Source organism: Gemmatimonas sp. (genome assembly GCF_031426495.1).
Lineage (GTDB): Bacteria > Gemmatimonadota > Gemmatimonadetes > Gemmatimonadales > Gemmatimonadaceae > Gemmatimonas.
Genome location: NZ_JANPLK010000059.1, coordinates 195,253 through 211,789, shown reverse-complemented (window position 1 = coordinate 211,789; position 16,537 = coordinate 195,253). Strand labels below are relative to the sequence as shown.

Genomic DNA, 16,537 nt, shown 5'->3' with positions numbered 1-16,537 from the left:
GGTCGCCGCGTCAGCCCTGCGGAGCGCCGCAGGACGAACAGAACTTGGCCGCTGCGGGGAGCTTGGCGCCGCAATTCAGGCAGAACTTGGTCTCGCCGGTGGGGGCGTCTCCAGCAGCAGCACCAGCACCGGCACCAGCGGCAGCGCCAGCAGCGGCGCCCGCGGCAATCGAGGCGTTAGTGGGCGCCGCCGGCGCTGGATTGCCGGTCGTACCACGCATGGCATCACTGACGATACCACCGAGTCCGACACCGGCCCCGATGCCCGCCGCCAAGCCCGCCATGCCACCCTGATTCGCCGCGGCGATCGGAATGGACTGCGCCGCCTGGAACTGCGTGTATTGGCGAAGATCGCCGATCATGTTCATCGAGATGCGCTCGTCGAGACGCTTTTGCAACTCGTCGGGGAGCGACAGGTTCTCGACCGTGAACGACTCGAGCGCGAGTCCGAGCTCGGCAAACGCCGGCTGCACCGCCACGGCGATCTGCTTGGCCAGCTCCGCCTGATTGGCCGCCATGTCGAGAAACGGCACCTGCGCGTTGGCGAATGCCGACGTGAAGCCGCTCATGATCGCGTTGCGCAACGCGGGATCGATCTGCGCGACGGTGTACTCGGCATCCGTCGCACCGACCTTGGCCTGGAACACCGCCGCATCGGACACGCGGAAGGCGTACATGCCGAACGCGCGCAGGCGCACCGCGCCAAACTCCTTGTCGCGGATCGTGATCGGCTGCTGCGTGCCCCACCGCTGTCCCGTTTGCACGCGGGTGGAGAAGAAATACACGTCGCTCTTGAACGGAGACTGAAACGCCTTGTCCCAGTTCTGGAGATTCGTGAGCAGCGGGAGATTGGCCGTGACGAGCGTGTGCAACCCCGGTGCGAACAGGTCGGCGGCACGGCCTTCGTTCACGAAGAGCGCGAGCTGTGATTCCCGAACGGTCAGCTTACCGCCGCTCTGGATCTCCATGTCCTGCATGGGGAAGCGATACATGAGGACGCCGGGACCGGATTCGGTCCACTGGATGACGTCGACGAACTGCTTGCGGAGAAAATCGCCCAAGGACATGGAAGCCGCTCCGGTAACCGGGGAGGGTGAGAATCACGACGCCGACATGCGAACGCGCCCCGTTCGCGAGAGACCGGGACGCGTAGACATTAGGAAGTAATCATCCATACGGCAACTACGCCGCGAAGTGTCAACGTCGCCGGAACGCGCTCACGTCGCGATCCCGCCCGAATTCGACATAGTCGGGATCGTGCTCGAGGTGGACGGCCAGCTGCTCGTGCACCCGACGGTCGACCACCACCAGATCGAATCCACCGAGGAACGCTGTCGCCAGACGCCCCGTCGGCTGCGCGTACGTGTGCCCGAGGGAGTCGAGATACGAGATCGGCAGTGTCTCCACGCGCACGTCATGCGCCACGCGTCCGATCAGGGACGGGTGGAACCAGAGCAGACGGTCGGCTTGCACTTCGTCCACCAGCAGCCGGCGTCCGGGGATCGCCGCGCGCGCCACCTGATCGGTGAGCCGGATGCTGTCGGGGCGATTCAGCGTGTAGTGCGCGAACCACGGTACGCCGACGAGCAACATGACCGCCGCTACCGGCACACCGATCCGCGCGAAGTGCCGCAACAGCGCATCGGGTTCGATGCGAATGGCCGAGCCCAGGACGTCGTCCAGCACGGCCGGCAAGAGACCGATCGCTGCCAGCGCCAACGGCGTGGCATAGCGCGCCGACATGATCGTCATCGCGGTCAGCAACCCGATGGAGAGCAGGGTGAAGCTCTCCATCTTTCGCGCCCCGCGAACCAGCAGGACGCCCACGGCGCACACGAACAGCGTGGCCGCCGGGACGCGATCGAACGACAGCGGATACCACTCACTGATGTACTCGCGGAACGCCGCGTTGCCGACGGTCTGCTCGTAGTAGCGCACGGCGTCCCCGCCGTAGGGCGTCATGAACACGGCGAGCGTGAGCCCCAGCGTGAGTATCAAGTCGCGGACCAGCAAACGCCCCATTACCGGGCGATGGTGTCGAACGGCGTCGATCACGCGGGCGATCGCCGCCAGCGCCGCGAACACCGGCGCCAACAAGACCGACCCGTGCACGTTGGCCCACAGTACCGCGGCCGGCAGCAACAGCCACGTCGTGCGACGCGGGGCGCGCACATCGCCGGAGAGCACCAGCGGGAAGAACGCCAGGAAGGGAAACGCCACCGACTGCGCGCGCAGCACGAACTGCGAGGCCATGCCGATGAGGGCGAAGAGGACCACGAGCAAGGTGCGACTCTCCGTCGCCCCGCGTTGCACGGCCACGGCAGCGGCCGACACGATGGTGCCGATCAGCAGCATGGAGCCGACCAGCACCATACCGGGCAGGCCGGCCAGCTTCACGATCCCGTACATACCCAAGTGTGACAGCCACTGGATGTCCACCACGGGCGCACCGAACCCCTGCTCCGTCAGCACGTTGCGGGTGATGACGCCGCCGGCCGCGACTTCACGACCGAGCACCAGATTGAACCAGGTATCGCCCAGCACGAGCAACGGCGTGCGCATCACGACGAGCGCTACGGTGACGATGACCAGCGATCCGAACAGCGGTGACCGCACCAGCTCACGCCAGTGTCGGTCAGCGGACAATGTGGAACGTCGACTGACGACCGAACGCCCAACGCACCTTGCCGCTCGCGTCGATGATCACGTCTTCTTCCTGTGCCGAGCGGACCTGCTGGTTGTTCCACTCCGGCACCGGCGTCGTGGCCTGCAGTTCGATGGAGTACCACATGCCTGAAATGACCTTGTGATCACCACGCCCCGGCACGCCGTCCTGATAGTCCCACAGGCCGATCAACGCCCCGGCTCCGTGGCCATGCAATCCGATGGGGTGCGAGTACAGCGTACCGTCGATCTTCTCATCGCGCATGCGCTTGAGCGAGGCGGCCAGCACGTCGTTGCCGGTACGACCCGGCTTGAGCTCGCTGATCGTGATGTCCTGCAGACGATTCGATGCCAGCAGTGCCTTCTTGAGACCGGCCGGCACATCGGTCTCGCCGTCGCGCAGGACGTACGCCATGTGCTGCGTATCGGTGTTGAGTCCGAGCGCCGTGATACCGAAGTCGCAGTGGAGGACGTCGCCCTTGAGAATCGTGGGATTCACGCCCACCAACTCCGGGCTGCCGAACTGCCGCTGCACTTCAACACTGGTCTGGAACCAGGTGGACAAGCCCAGATCGTTCACGCGTTGACGCATCCACCAGAGCACATCGTCGGCCTTGGTGACGCCGGGCGTGATCACCTTGCTCGAGAACGCTTCCTGAATGATCTCCCAGGCCACGCGATTGAGCTCGCGGTACATGGCTTCCTCTTCCGGCTGCCGCGAGGCGATCATGTCGACGGCCAGCGCCTCGGCCGGCACGACCTTGGCGGCCAACGCCGGTCCCAGTGCCTGCAACATCCCGTCGCGCTCACCGCTGGTGAGGCCGTCGGCGAATGCGAACGTACGCGAGGTGTTCACGGCGATCTTCTTCGGCTTGCGCTCGTCGATGACCTGCTTGAGCACGTTCCACTGTTCGTCGCCCCACAGCTCGGCCGAGCGCTCGTTGCCACGGCTGCCCGCGGCCGGCGCGGGCACCGGCTTCATGCTGCGCACCGCCTTGAACACGTTGCCCTGCGACGTGCCACCCAGCGCGATGCGCTCGATGCCGGCGGCGCCGCGGTCGAAGAACACGTAGATCGTTCGCCGTCGCGCGGCAAACGTGGTGGGCGACGTGATCGCGGTGAACACCGGATCTTCGGCGTACTCGCGCATGGGGACGACCCACATGTCGACGCCTTCGCGCCGCATGAGCGCCGGCAGCGTGCGTTCCATACGCAGCTCGAGCCACTGCTGCTGCTTGAACGCCTGCTCGCGCAGCGTGCCAAAGGGGCGGAGCGTGTCGGCCGCCGTCGATCCGGAGGTCCGCGTACCTGGCGTGGCCGGCGTGACCACCGGCTGCGCGGAGAGCGCGAGGGCCGGCGTGCACACTGCGGCAGCGGCCAGCAACAGAACAGGAAGAATTCGCACAGAAAGTCCTGCGGTGTGAGTTACGCTTCGCGTTTCGGCGCTTCGCGAGTCGGCGCTTCGCGCGGTTCCATGGCGCGACGAACCAACTGCACAGTACCGCCCAACACGAGGGCGAAGACGGCGAGCACAATCGTGCGCTCGAGCAAGGTTTGACCGGCCATCGGCCACCAGTCGGGCCACGTGGCCACGCGCGATCCCACGCGTTCGCGCGAGAAGGCGATGAGCAGGGAGCTGGTCCCCATCTCGGCGAACACTTCGATGACCAGAAACAGCGCGACGCGAGGCGGCCAACGCTTGACTGGGAAGTTGCCGAGGTGCCACGTGAGCATGCCACAGAGAAACAGCACGCCGCCCACCAGTCCACCGACGAAGAGCATCCAGTTGGTGCTGGCCAACAGCGCGGCGCGCCACAAACGGAGCAATACACCGGTAATCCCCGCCGGCTCCACCGTGCGGATGGCGAACGCGCGCAGGGGGTGCAGGCGCTCTTCGCCCCAGTGGATCACGTCCTTCGGAAAGAACCGGCTCATGCTGGCAAGCTACGTCCCGTCGGGACAGACGCCAGCCTCTCTCGCGTCCTGCTAGCGGCCCGCGACGTTTCCCAGCAGGAAAAGAAGGCTCTCGGCGGCGTGTGTCTGCCAATAACTCCAACTGTGCGCGCCCGGCCATTCCGCGTAGCGATGCGGCACACCCAGACGCGTAAGCGTGGCGTGCAGGTCGCGATTCTGGTCGACGTACGCATCGTCGACGCCCACGTCGAACATGAGTTGCGGCAGACGAGAGCCACCGGGTGCGGCGCGCGGCTGCGCCGATTGCTGTAACCGTTGCGCCATGTGTCCTGGATCACGTGCATTCCATCCAATCGTGTCCTTCCCCATGACCCACCGCAGATCCGACCACAGAGTCCGAGCAGCCGCCTGCAACTCAGCGGTGGTGTTGGCGTAGCGTGAGGGCGGAGCGAACGGCTTGGGACCAAGATAGCGCGGCGACACGACACCCGAGTGGCTCGCCGCCGCAGCGAAGACGTCGGGATATTGTAACGCGAGGGTGATCGCCCCGAAGCCGCCCATGCTGAGGCCGGCGATCCCGCGGCTCGCGCGGCGGGCAACGGTGCGATAGCGCGCGTCCATGTGCGATACGATGTCGCGCGCGATGTAGTCGTCGTAGCGCGTCCACGGCACGCAAAAGGTGGCGGCGGCCTCGCGGCGGGCGGTATCGGCACGGCAGGCGTTCACATCGCCGAGCTGGTTCCAGGTGGCGTACCAACCGTCATCGCCGTCGGGCATGGCGATGATCGCTTCGGGAGCGCCGGCACGCGCCAGCGAATCCATCGTGAGATGGAGCCGACCGGCGTCGACCCAATTCCGCTCATTGCCGGTGCGACCGTGGAGGTACACCAGCAACGGATAGCGGGTGCGCGTGTTCGCGCGGTACGACGGCGGCAGATAGACCACGAGGGCCTTGTAGGCACCCAGGGACTGCGACCAGACGGTGTCGGTGCGTACGGTGCCAGGCGCGGCGCCCGTCTGCGCTGAGATCGGGGAGGCGCTGCCGACAGCGGCGAGGAATACGGCCGTCAGCCGAAGAGAGAGCCGCACGCCGCGCCGCATTACTTGATGATCGTCCCGATGCGTCCCCATCGGATATCCGTGATGAACGGCAAGGGACGGACGCTTTCGTCGGCGTTGTACGTGTAGTAGACGAACACCGGGCGGCCACGCACGTTCTCGCGCGGAACGAAGCCCCAATAGCGTCCGTCCTTGGAGTCGTACCGGTTGTCGCCGAGCATGAACAGGAAGTTCGCGGGCACCACGAGCGGGCCCCAGTCATCGAGCGTGGGCGACGCGGGCGGATCGCCAGCGGGGGTGCCGCGCACTTCGAACTGCTTCTGCCAGCTGAAGAGCGGGTGCGAGAAGCCCCCGTCGCCCTTTGGGTTCTCCGACGCGGGAAAGCCCTGACGCTGGGCCATGCCGTTCACGTGGAACACGCCACCCCGCATCCAGACGGTATCGCCGGCCACGGCCACGAGGCGCTTCACGAGGATCGGGTTGGGATCTTCGGGCTGATCGATCTGGTTGGGCGAGACGAACACCACCACGTCGCCGCGTTCGGGGTCGTCGTAACCCGGCAGGTTGATGTCGGTGAACGGGACGTGGGGGCCATAGGCCAGCTTGTTCACGAAGAGCCAATCGCCCACCAGCAGCGTAGGGATCATGCTCCCCGAGGGGATGCGGTAGGCCTCGATCAGGAACGTCCGGATGGCGAGGAAGATCGCCAGCGTGACGAGAATCGCCTTGACGTTCTCCCAGAGGGTGGAGCTACCACCGCCGCCGGATGTCTTGCCGGCGCGGAGATTCGCTACACTCTTGCGATCGGTACTGCTTTTCGACGAACTGCTTTTCGAGGCCACGGGCGGTGCGGTTGGGAAGTCGAGGACGGGCTAGATCAAAGGGGCGCGCCCATCAAGGACGCGCCCCTTCAACATACGCGGCAAACCGTCGGGAGTTACGACAGGTGCTTGGACACCAGCGACGTCATCTCGAACATGCTGACGGTCTTCTTGCCGCCGAACACGGCCTTGAGCTTGTCGTCGGCGTTGATGTTGCGCTTGTTCTTGGCATCCTGGAGGCCGTTCTTCTTGATGTAGGCCCACAGCTTCTTCACGACTTCCGTACGCGGAAGCGGCTTGTCTCCGACGACGGCGGCGAGATCGCTGCTGGGCGTCAGGGCCTTCATGAACGCCGCGTTCGGCGTGCGCTTGGCGGCCTTCTTGGCCGGCGCCTTCTTCACGGCGGCCTTCTTGGCCGGGGCGGCCTTCTTCACAGCGGCCTTCTTGGGGGCGGCCTTCTTCGCAGGCGCCTTCTTGGCGGCGGCCTTCTTCGGGGCGGCCTTCTTTGCAGCTTTCTTCGCAGACTTCTTCGCAGCGGCCATGTTGTCTCCTGAGGTGGTAACCCGTCGGGTCGCGTCGAGCGGTACAGCTCTCGACAGATCTCGCGAAGACGCGGTTACGTCTCAGCGGACGGCCAAAAGTACAATCACGAATACGTCGCGCAATAGTGCTTTTTATGTTTTTCCCTCTGAAAATCGTACTTCGTGTCGAAATCAGCGGATTTTTTTCGCTGTTTTTCCCTCGGAGAATCGATTTGCGGTGTTCTGTTGCTCGAAGAACGCGACGAGCGCGCGCAGAATTTCCCCCTCGACACGGCGCGATATGAGGCGCACGTAGCCACGCGGATCGCCGTCGAAGTCGTCGAGCAGGAGATGATTGGTGTGCGCCAATCGCACGGTGCGCGCGTCGTGCAGCGCGGCCGCGAGCTCTCCCGCCTGCTCCACCGGTACCTGCCGGTCGTTCTCGCCGTGCAATAACAGCACCGGCTGGCGGACGCCGCGCGCGATCGCGCGGGGGTCGAGGGCGAACCAGGTGCGCAGCCAGGGATCGGTGGCGGCGATCGCATCGGCATCCGATTCGGCGCGCGCGAGTACGGCGGCACGTTGCGCCGGCGGCCATGTGGTGAGATCGCTTGCGACGAGCGTGGCGCGCTGCCAGCGTGCGATTTCGCGCCCCGGGCGTGACGCCGCGCCCAGCAATCCCAGCGCCCACACGCGGGGATCCTGCTGCGCCACCAGCAGCGCGACCAGGGCGCCCTCGCTGTGCCCCACGAGGGCAATCCGCTCCGGACGCACGCCCGGCTGCGCGCGCAGCCAGGTGAGCGCGGCCGCCGCATCACGCGCGAAGTCTTCGGTGGTCGCCCCTTCGAAACGTCCGGTGGACGCAGCGACCCCGCGATCATCGAGCCGCAGCACCGCGAAACCGGCGGTGAGCAACGTGTCGGCGAGATCGGCGAACGGACGATAGCCCGGCAATTCCGAACGCGTGCCATCGCGGTCCTGCGCCCCCGATCCACTCAAGAACAGCACGGCCGGCACGGCTGCGCGTGACGCGGTGGACGGCACCGCAAAATCGCCGACGAGCGTGACGCCGCTGTCGATCCTGATCCTCGCCTCGCGGTGCACCACCGCGGTCGCTGACGGCCCCCCGCGCCCGTCGCAGGCCAACAGGACGGCCGTGAGTACGACGCTCGCATTCCGCCAACGCATGCCCATCAGCCGCGCGGCGGCTCCGTCGCCAGCGTACGCAGGAGCGCGATGGAGCGTACATCCCACGGATCCGGCGTATCGTCAGCCTCGGCGATATCGGCGTGCTCCTGCGGCGTCTCGAGGATGAGGGGCACCCCTTTCGCGCGGCGATCATGCAACAGCCAGCTGAAGGCGTCCTCACCAATGAGTCCTTGGCCGATCAGGGCATGCCGGTCGCGATTGGAGCCGAGGGCCCCTTCGCTGTCATTGAGATGGAAGAACGCCGGCGGCTCGCCAGTGGCCGCTTCGAACTCGTCGAGCACGCGGGTGAGATCGGCGCGTGAGGTCGCGATCGGATATCCCGACGCGAACAAATGACAGGTGTCGAGTCCGTAGCCGGTGCGTGCGCGATCGGCCGCCGGGATGCCGGCCAGCATCGTACCGACTTCCTCCGGAGTGCGCCCCACGGTCGTACCGGCTCCGGCGGTGTTCTCGATGAGCAAACGGGTGTGACTGGACGGTACCGCTTTGAGCGCGCGACGCATCGCTTCGGACACGCGCGCGATCGCCGCCTCGCGATCGCCGTCGGTGGCGGCACCCGGATGGAAACAGACGCCCGCCACGCCGAGCGCGGTGGAGCGCTCGAACTCCTTCGCCAGCGCCGCCGCGGCCCGATTCCACTTTTCCTCATCGGGCGTCGCGCAGTTGATGACGTATGCCGCATGCACGATGACGTGTTCGGGACGAATACCGGCCTCGGCCAGCGCTTCCTGATATCGGGCGAGCCGATCGGGCTTCACGCCGACCTTGTCGTTGTAGAACTTCGGGATCGCACTGAAGATCTGCAGGGACTGCATGCCCCCCTTGCCAGCGCGACGCGCCGCCATGGGGATGCCACCGGTGTCGATGCAGTGCGCGCCAAGCAGCAGCGACATCGTCACCGCTCCACGCGGGCACGCCGCAAGCGGAAGATGGGATCGGCGCCAGTCGCCGTTTCACTCCAACCAACCACGACGGCGCGGCCGCGCACGAGCACATGCGGATCGCGGGCGTTGGAGATGCCGCCGCTGGCGGTGAGTCGCTCTTCAAAGAGATGGCCCGACGTGCGCGACACGGCGAGGCCGATCTTGCGGCGACCGAGGCCACTGTTCGGATCTTCGTAGGTCACCGCCACCACGTCGCCGTCCACCGCGACGCGGGCGTCGCCGATGCGCTCCCCGTAGATGATCGCGACCGGCGGCTCGAATTGCGACCGCGGGTCCATCTGGTGCGCGTAGAACACGCCCGGGCCCTCGGGGCCAGTGAGGGCATAGGCGACGTGGACGTACCCGTACTTCCTGTCGATGGCCACACTCGGGGCGGGACGCGCGCAGCCGTAGGCACCGCGATCGGCCGCCTGCGCGTCACCGGGACCCTGATCGAGCGAGTCGATCATGATCGGTCCCCGCCAGGCGCTGCCCGGCACCGCCACCGTGGCGCCGGCGGCCGCTCCAGCGGCCCCACCAGCGGCCGAATCACCCGCCGGGGCCACAGCACTATCCCGCCACGCCGCCGCGAGGCGCACGCGCCCGCCAGCGCCCCGGCTCCACCACACGGCCACGTGGCCGCGCGCACCAGCCGACACCATGCGGATGGAGCGGGCGCAGCGCAGGGAGTCGACGGGAACGTTGCCGTTGCCCAACGACGTGAGCGGCGCCGGCGCGGTCTGCACCGGGGGCTGCATGGCGTGGTTCTCGACCGAATCGCCCGCCTCCGGCATGCTGGCCATCGTTGGCTCGAGCAGGTTGGTGCCACCGGCTTCACGCCATAAGTCCTGCGTCAGCAGGAAGTCAGCGTAGAGCGACGACACGTCGAGGGTCGAATCGGTCGCCACATACGGCGGGTACACCAGCGGCGACGGCAGATTCGTCGCCACTGCCTCGGCATCGACCCATCGGATCGCGGGTTTCTCACAGGCCGTGGCGACCAGTGCGAGCGCCAGGGGCGCCATCACCACCTGGCGGCGATTCCGGGCCAGACGGAGGGGAGCGGAGCTACGGGCAGAAGGCAGGACCATACGCGAAGGGTACTGCAAGATCCGCACGACGCTAGCTTTCCGGTTCCTTATCCTGCCCTCTCGGAGAACGTCTGATGTCTTTTGCCGCCTTCGATGGCACGCGTCGCGTGCCGGTCGCCGCTAACGAGCCGGTGCGTACCTACGCGCCGAACTCGCCCGAAACGAAGAACCTGAAGCTCCGTCTCGACCGCATGGCGGCCGAGCAGGTGGAGATCCCCATCGTGATCGGCGGTCGCCGTATTCATACGGGCGACGTGGGCACGGTCACGATGCCGTGCGATCACCAGCATGTGCTGGCCACCTACCACAAGGCCACGCCGGAGCTGGTGCACGAAGCGATTGCGACGAGTGCGGCGGCGTACGCCGAGTGGTCGAGCTGGCGCTGGGAAGACCGGGCGGCGGTGTTCCTGCGCGCCGCCGAGTTGCTCACCACCACGTGGCGTGACACGATCAACGCGTCGACGATGCTGGGCCAGGCCAAGACGGTCCATCAGGCCGAGATCGACGCGGCCTGCGAGATGATCGACTTCTGGCGCTTCAACGTGCAGTTCGCGCAGGACCTGTACGCCGAACAGCCGTTGTCCGACCACACGATGTGGAACCAGCTCGACTACCGTCCGTTGGAAGGGTTCGTGTATGCGGTCACGCCGTTCAACTTCACGGCGATCGGCGGCAACTTGCCGAGCGCGCCGGCGATGATGGGCAACGTGGTGCTGTGGAAGCCGTCGGCGACGGCCCTGCTGTCGTCGTGGTATACGATGCAGCTGCTGGAAGAGGCGGGACTGCCGCCGGGCGTGATCAACTTCATCCCGGGCGACGCGGCGATGATTAGCGACATTGCCTTGGCGCATCGCGATCTGGCCGGCGTGCACTTCACCGGCTCGACCGGCGTGTTCAACAGCATGTGGAAGACGATCGGCTCGAACATGGGCACGTACAAGTCGTATCCGCGTATCGTGGGCGAGACGGGCGGCAAGGACTTCATCGTGGTGCACCCGAGCGCCGACCCGCAGGCGGTTGCCGTGGGCATCGTGCGCGGCGCGTTCGAGTACCAGGGCCAGAAGTGCTCGGCGGCCAGCCGCGCGTATGTACCGAAGTCGATGTGGCCCGACGTGAAGGCGCGCTGCGTGGCGATGATGGCAGAGATGAAGCAGGGCGACGTGCGCGACTTCTCGAACTTCGTAGCGGCCGTGATCGACCAGAAGGCGTTCAATCGCCTGAAGGGATACCTCGACGACGCGAAGACCTCGGCGACGATTGTGGCGGGCGGCGGCTACGACGCTTCGAAGGGCTGGTTCATCGAGCCGACGATCGTGGAGACGAGTGACCCGAAGCATCGCATGCTGTGCGAAGAGTTGTTCGGTCCGGTGATCACGATTCATCCGTACGACGACCACGCGTGGCGCGAAACGCTCACGCTGGTGGACACGACGTCTCCATATGCGCTGACCGGCGCGATCTTCTCGCGCGACCGCGGTGCCGTGCGTGAGGCGATGAGCGTGCTGCGGCAGAGCGCCGGCAATCTGTACATCAACGACAAGCCCACGGGTGCCGTGGTCGGTCAGCAGCCGTTCGGTGGCGCGCGTGGCTCGGGCACGAACGACAAGGCGGGATCGAAGCTCAACCTGATGCGCTGGGTGAGCGCGCGGAATATCAAGGAGACGTTTTCGAGTCCGTTGGATTGGCGGTATCCGTTCCTTGGGTAACTGCGAAGTAGGGGGTACGGAGTAGGGGGTCGGGAGTACTCCGTACCCCGTACTCCGTACTCCATACCCCGTACCCCGTACTCCCTACTGCTTTTCCTCTCCCCGCATTCATGAGATCCCTCCGTTATATCACCTGCGACGTCTTCACCACCGAACCGTTCTCCGGCAACCAGTTGGCCGTGGTGTTCGGGGCGGAGGGGCTTTCCACCGAGACGCTGCAGTCGATCACGCGGGAGTTCAACTACGCGGAGACGACGTTCGTTTTCGCGCCGGAGGATCCGTCGCATACGCGGCGGGTGCGCATCTTCACGCCGGAACTCGAAGTGCCGTTCGCTGGGCATCCGACCATCGGCACGGCACACGTGCTGGTGGCTAGCGGTGAAGTGCCGGCGGTGGGGAATGAGATGACGCTGGTGCTGGGTGAGAACGTGGGCCCGGTTCCGGTGCGTATTACGCTCGAGAACGGGGTGCCGGTGCACGCACAGCTCACGACGGCGCAGTTGCCGGAGGAGCGCGTGGAGGTGACGGACCTCGACGCGTTGGCGCGTGTGCTGTCGCTGTCGGCGTCGGATCTGGTGGGCGGCGCGCATGCGCCCGCGGGTGTGAGTTGTGGTTTGCCGTTTCAGCTGATCGCGTTGACCAGCGTGGAGGCGGTGGAACGCGCGCGGCTGCGCACCGACGCCTGGGAAGCGGTGCTCAAGGGCACGTGGGCGGCGTGGCCGATGGTGTTCGCGATGTCGCGCGACGGCAATGCGGCGCAGATCGCGGCTCGAGAGACGTTGCTGCCGGCGCATGTGCGCGGCTGCGACATCCGGGCGCGGGTGTTCGTGCCCGGCTCTACGGTGCCGGAAGACCCGGCCACGGGTTCGGCGAACGCCTGCCTGGCGGGCTACCTCGCCACGCGCACGCCGCGCGACGGGACGCTGAGGTGGGAAGTCGCGCAGGGCGTAGAGATGGGTCGCCCCAGTCGGCTGCACATCGAGGCGCACAAGAGTGGCAGCGTGATCGACGCCGTGCGCGTCGGTGGTGCGACGGTACTGGTGAGCGAAGGAACGATGTCGGTGCGGTAGTACGGTCGCCGGTTGTGTTCCGCCGATTCGCCACGAAACAGCTTTACCGCGAATTTGCGCCGATAGCCGCGGATGACCTGCGTGCGTCACACGGGATCAGCTGCGACGACTGAATTCTACCGTATTGTTTTCTGGTTTGATTCGCGGTCATTCGCGTGAATTCGCGGTCGTGCTGTTTGTTATGAAAACTGGATCGTCGAGGCGCGCTCACTGCGCAGCCCCCGCCACACCCTATACGCTGACCGGCGGAAACTCGCCGCTGGTCTGGCCCAGGCGCAGGGCGTCGAGGCCGTGCGACCAGAGGACCACGCGGTTCCGGCCACTGCGCTTGGCGGCATAGAGCGCTTCGTCCGCGCGCGAACGCAGGGCTTCGGCAATCGAATCGTCGGGCACCGTGTCCGACACCACACCCACGCTCACCGTCACCATGACCTTCGCCCTGGGCTCCCCGAACGTGCGACGACGGAACGCCTCCAGGATGCGCAGCGCGAGATGCTGGGCGCCGGCGGCCGACGTGTTCGGAGCCAGCACCATGAACTCCTCGCCACCGGTACGGGCCACGATGTCGTCCGTCCGTGCGTTGGCGCGCAACAACTCGCCCGTTTCGGCGATCACCTGATCGCCGACCAAGTGACCGTACGTGTCGTTCACCTGTTTGAAAAAATCGAGATCGATTGCAATGAGCGCCACGTCGGTTTGCGCGCGGGCCGCGCGCGCCAGTTCGCGACGGTACTGCTGTTCGAACCCACGGCGGTTGTAGCATCCCGAGAGCGGGTCGGTCTGCACGATGCTGGCCAGCTGGGTGCGCATCCGGTTGTAGGCGCGTCCCACCGTCGTGATGGCGTCGGGGCTGTTGTCGGCGGCCACGTCGTAGGAGTTGGTGAAGTCGCCTTCTTCGGCACGCTCGAAGATGGACACCAGCGTGCCGAGCCTCGCGTGCAGGTTGCTCTGCACGCGGATGACCAACAGCGCGCCGAGCGCGAAAAAGCCCAGCGTCGTGAGCGCCTCTGGCCACGACACATCGTTGCTGTAGCGCTGCGCGATGTCGTTGATGAGCAGAAACGCCGCGGCGATCGCGGCCAGCATGAGCAACGCCGGTGCGCGTCCGAAGTACACGTGCGTGAGCTGCAGCGAGAAGAGCGCCAGCAGCAAGCCGCGATGGTAGTCGCTGGGTTCGGCCAGGAGAAACACCAGCAGGAACACCACTACAAGGTCGGCCACGACCATGAGCGTGGAGAGCGTGCGGCCCGCCGCGCGCGTGCGCTGCACCAGCGCCCGGAGGCCCAGTACAAGGGCGACATAGGTGGCCGCCACCAACCCCAGCACGCGGTCGGCCGAATCAGGACCAACCGTGACGTAGGCCACCGACGACAACGTGAGAATGCCGGCGCTGCGCAAGCCGACCGCGATGATGCCGGCGACAAGCGCGAGCACGAGCCGATATCCGGTCTGCCAGAGCAGGATATCGGCGTTGGCAACGTCGGTGCGGGGGGCTTCGCGGTTCATCAGGTTGTGTGGCAAGACAATAACGCGCCTGCGGCACGTCCACCAACCTCAATTACACCCCAGTTCGCTCCTCGGCCCGGGTTGCGGTGACCTAGGCCACCACCTCCAGCACTTTTCCGTCGAACAGCTGTACCGTCCGGTCAGCATGTTGTGCATAGCGCGCGTCGTGCGTCACCATGCAGATCGTAGAACCGTTCCCGTGCAGCTCGCGCAGCAGGTCCATGACCGCCTCGCCGTTCTTGGAGTCGAGATTGCCGGTCGGCTCGTCGGCCAGCAGAATCGCCGGATCGCCGGCCACCGCACGGGCTACGGCCACGCGCTGCTGCTGACCGCCCGAGAGCTGCGGCGGATAGTGCTTGGAGCGGTGGGTCATCCCCACGCGCTCCAGCGCCTTCTGCACGCGCTCCTTCCGCTCGGCGGCATCCATGTCCCGATAGGTGAGCGGCAGCTCCACATTCTCCCACACCGTGAGATCGCCGATCAGGTTGAACGCTTGAAAGATGAAGCCGATTTCGCGATTGCGAACACGAGCCCGGTCGGCGGGTGCGAGCTGTCCCACCGAGGTACCCGAGATGCGATAGTCGCCCGACGACGGCGTATCGAGCAGCCCGAGGATGGCGAGCAGCGTCGTCTTGCCGCAGCCTGACGGGCCGGCGATGGCGACGTACTCGCCTGTGCGGATATCGAAGTGCACGTCGGCGAGTGCGTGCGTCTCCACCTCATCGGTGTAGAACACTTTCCGTATGCCCTTCATGTGAATCAGTGGTTCCGACATTGTTGGCTCCGGTGTTGACCGTGAGGTGATCTTTATCTGATGCGCACGCGATTCACGTTCGCGTAGCTGCTCATGTCCGACAGGATGATGCGGTCGCCCACGGAGAGCCCGTTCAGGATCTCGATGGTGTTCACGCTGCTGCGGCCGAGGGTGACGGGCACGCGTACGGCGGTGGCGCCGTCGGCCTCGAGCCGGAACACCGAGGTGGTGCCTGAGCCGGCGCTCGATGCCGGGCGCCCCGAGTAGCGCACGTTGGCCATGCGGTCGATCACGATCGTGCCATCCACGCTGAGATCGGGCACGGCGCCCGAGGGCAGCGCGCCCTCGAGTGCGACGTCGATGGTGACCGATCCGCCCTGGGCCGAGGGGTCTTTGCGCATCACGTTGCCGCTCACGAGTCCGTTGCGTGTATCGATGGTGGCGCGCTGTCCGAGCTGCACGTCTTTCGCCTGCGACTCCGGAATGCGCAACACGGCCTTGAGCTGACCGGGCTGCACGACTTTCGCGAGCGTCGTGCCCTCGGGTACCCACTGTCCGAGCTGCAGCGTGAGTTCCTGCAGCACGCCGGCGTCGGGAGCGCGCACCTGCAGCGATCGCAGCCGTGCCTGTTGGTTGTCGGCGATCGCGCGTAACTGCACCACGCGCGACGCCTGCACCGCGATCTGTGAATCGATGGCCTGCCGCATGAGCGACAGGCGTTCTTGTTCGATGCGCACACGTGTCGTGAACTCTTCCGCCGACGCCTTGCGATTCGTGGCCTCGAACGCGGGGACTAAACCCATACGCACCAGCGAGTCGGCGGCGCGCGCTTCCTGCGAACTGCTCACGTACTGCGTGCGCACGGAGGCCACCGTGCCCTCCTGCGTGAGGATCGCGCTCCGCAAGTTCGTCCGCAGATTGAGCAAGTCGATCTGGGCCTGCTGTACCTGCTGCTCGGCCTGCATGGTTTGAATCTGCAAGTCGGGATTCGACAGCTCGAGCAACAGATCACCGGCCTGCACCGCGCTGCCCGACTCGGTGTTCACGCGCTCCACGCGCGCCGAGGCCTGCGCCGTGATCCAGCGAATGTGTTCAGGCACAAGCGTACCGGGGCCGCGCACCTCACGCACCACGTCGCCCTGCTTCACCGTGTCGATCACCACCGCGGCGCTCTGCACGGTGGGTACCGCCGGATCGAGACGCGTGAGGGCCACCGTCACGAGCACGATACCGGTGATTGCGGCGCCGATGATGATCTGCCGTTTGTACGACTTCGTGGGAGTACGAACGATATCCATGA

15 protein-coding genes are annotated in these 16,537 nt (G+C 66.1%); 2 read left to right on the top strand and 13 right to left on the bottom strand.

What is annotated here, in order from left to right:
- Positions 1-10: 10 nt before the first annotated feature.
- The 10 genes from RMP10_RS15660 to RMP10_RS15615 form a co-directional block, all read right to left on the bottom strand.
- A complete protein-coding gene (locus RMP10_RS15660; protein WP_310571128.1) occupies positions 11-1,066 on the bottom strand; it encodes an SPFH domain-containing protein in 1,056 nt (351 codons plus the stop codon).
- Between the two features lie 130 nt (positions 1,067-1,196).
- On the bottom strand, positions 1,197-2,645 hold the full coding sequence (locus RMP10_RS15655; protein ID WP_310571127.1) for a hypothetical protein: 1,449 nt from the start codon (positions 2,643-2,645) through the stop codon (positions 1,197-1,199).
- Positions 2,635-4,068, bottom strand: coding sequence for a M24 family metallopeptidase (locus tag RMP10_RS15650; RefSeq protein ID WP_310571126.1), 1,434 nt, complete (start codon positions 4,066-4,068; stop codon positions 2,635-2,637). The genes RMP10_RS15655 and RMP10_RS15650 overlap by 11 nt, the downstream gene beginning before the upstream one ends.
- Before the next feature lie 20 nt (positions 4,069-4,088).
- Positions 4,089-4,598 (bottom strand): hypothetical protein, encoded by a 510-nt coding sequence (locus tag RMP10_RS15645; RefSeq protein ID WP_309673305.1) that lies wholly within the window; start codon positions 4,596-4,598, stop codon positions 4,089-4,091.
- A 51-nt stretch (positions 4,599-4,649) separates the two neighbouring features.
- On the bottom strand, positions 4,650-5,678 hold the full coding sequence (locus RMP10_RS15640) for an alpha/beta hydrolase family protein (protein WP_310571125.1): 1,029 nt from the start codon (positions 5,676-5,678) through the stop codon (positions 4,650-4,652).
- Positions 5,678-6,478 carry a signal peptidase I gene (gene lepB, locus RMP10_RS15635; protein ID WP_309673308.1) on the bottom strand — a complete coding sequence of 267 codons (801 nt, stop codon included), beginning with the start codon at positions 6,476-6,478 and terminating at the stop codon, positions 5,678-5,680. Before lepB ends, RMP10_RS15640 begins: the two co-directional genes overlap by 1 nt.
- Positions 6,479-6,573: 95 nt before the next feature.
- Positions 6,574-6,999 (bottom strand): SWIB/MDM2 domain-containing protein, encoded by a 426-nt coding sequence (locus RMP10_RS15630; protein ID WP_309673309.1) that lies wholly within the window; start codon positions 6,997-6,999, stop codon positions 6,574-6,576.
- A 171-nt stretch (positions 7,000-7,170) separates the two neighbouring features.
- Entirely contained in the window at positions 7,171-8,172 is a 1,002-nt protein-coding gene (locus RMP10_RS15625; RefSeq protein WP_310571124.1) for an alpha/beta fold hydrolase, read from the bottom strand.
- A complete protein-coding gene (locus RMP10_RS15620; RefSeq protein ID WP_310571123.1) occupies positions 8,172-9,080 on the bottom strand; it encodes a deoxyribonuclease IV in 909 nt (302 codons plus the stop codon). Before RMP10_RS15620 ends, RMP10_RS15625 begins: the two co-directional genes overlap by 1 nt.
- Positions 9,081-9,082: 2 nt before the next feature.
- Complete coding sequence (locus RMP10_RS15615) at positions 9,083-10,201, bottom strand: hypothetical protein (RefSeq protein ID WP_310571122.1); 1,119 nt, start codon at positions 10,199-10,201, stop codon at positions 9,083-9,085.
- Between the two features lie 74 nt (positions 10,202-10,275).
- Between RMP10_RS15615 and pruA the strand changes: the two genes are divergently transcribed.
- Positions 10,276-11,907 (top strand): L-glutamate gamma-semialdehyde dehydrogenase, encoded by a 1,632-nt coding sequence (gene pruA, locus RMP10_RS15610; protein ID WP_310571121.1) that lies wholly within the window; start codon positions 10,276-10,278, stop codon positions 11,905-11,907.
- Positions 11,908-12,017: 110 nt separating this feature from the next.
- Positions 12,018-12,977, top strand: coding sequence for a PhzF family phenazine biosynthesis protein (locus RMP10_RS15605; protein ID WP_310571120.1), 960 nt, complete (start codon positions 12,018-12,020; stop codon positions 12,975-12,977).
- A gap of 231 nt (positions 12,978-13,208) precedes the next feature.
- On the opposite strand, the gene RMP10_RS15600 is transcribed toward RMP10_RS15605, so the two are convergent.
- From RMP10_RS15600 to RMP10_RS15590, 3 genes are all read right to left on the bottom strand, one after another.
- Positions 13,209-14,483, bottom strand: a complete 1,275-nt coding sequence (locus RMP10_RS15600) for a GGDEF domain-containing protein (RefSeq protein ID WP_310571119.1) — start codon at positions 14,481-14,483, stop codon at positions 13,209-13,211.
- A 91-nt stretch (positions 14,484-14,574) separates the two neighbouring features.
- Complete coding sequence (locus tag RMP10_RS15595) at positions 14,575-15,258, bottom strand: ABC transporter ATP-binding protein (protein ID WP_310571118.1); 684 nt, start codon at positions 15,256-15,258, stop codon at positions 14,575-14,577.
- Positions 15,259-15,290: 32 nt separating this feature from the next.
- Complete coding sequence (locus RMP10_RS15590) at positions 15,291-16,535, bottom strand: HlyD family efflux transporter periplasmic adaptor subunit (RefSeq protein WP_310571117.1); 1,245 nt, start codon at positions 16,533-16,535, stop codon at positions 15,291-15,293.
- Between the last annotated feature and the right edge of the window lie 2 nt (positions 16,536-16,537).

Coding starts and splice junctions, on each gene's coding strand:
- RMP10_RS15660 (WP_310571128.1), bottom strand. CDS start 1,066: ATGTCCTTGGGCGATTTTCTCCGCAAGCAGTTCGTCGACGTCATCCAG.
- RMP10_RS15645 (WP_309673305.1), bottom strand. CDS start 4,598: ATGAGCCGGTTCTTTCCGAAGGACGTGATCCACTGGGGCGAAGAGCGC.
- RMP10_RS15640 (WP_310571125.1), bottom strand. CDS start 5,678: ATGCGGCGCGGCGTGCGGCTCTCTCTTCGGCTGACGGCCGTATTCCTC.
- RMP10_RS15630 (WP_309673309.1), bottom strand. CDS start 6,999: ATGGCCGCTGCGAAGAAGTCTGCGAAGAAAGCTGCAAAGAAGGCCGCC.
- RMP10_RS15625 (WP_310571124.1), bottom strand. CDS start 8,172: ATGGGCATGCGTTGGCGGAATGCGAGCGTCGTACTCACGGCCGTCCTG.
- RMP10_RS15620 (WP_310571123.1), bottom strand. CDS start 9,080: ATGTCGCTGCTGCTTGGCGCGCACTGCATCGACACCGGTGGCATCCCC.
- RMP10_RS15615 (WP_310571122.1), bottom strand. CDS start 10,201: ATGGTCCTGCCTTCTGCCCGTAGCTCCGCTCCCCTCCGTCTGGCCCGG.
- pruA (WP_310571121.1), top strand. CDS start 10,276: ATGTCTTTTGCCGCCTTCGATGGCACGCGTCGCGTGCCGGTCGCCGCT.
- RMP10_RS15605 (WP_310571120.1), top strand. CDS start 12,018: ATGAGATCCCTCCGTTATATCACCTGCGACGTCTTCACCACCGAACCG.
- RMP10_RS15600 (WP_310571119.1), bottom strand. CDS start 14,483: ATGAACCGCGAAGCCCCCCGCACCGACGTTGCCAACGCCGATATCCTG.
- RMP10_RS15595 (WP_310571118.1), bottom strand. CDS start 15,258: ATGTCGGAACCACTGATTCACATGAAGGGCATACGGAAAGTGTTCTAC.
- RMP10_RS15590 (WP_310571117.1), bottom strand. CDS start 16,535: ATGGATATCGTTCGTACTCCCACGAAGTCGTACAAACGGCAGATCATC.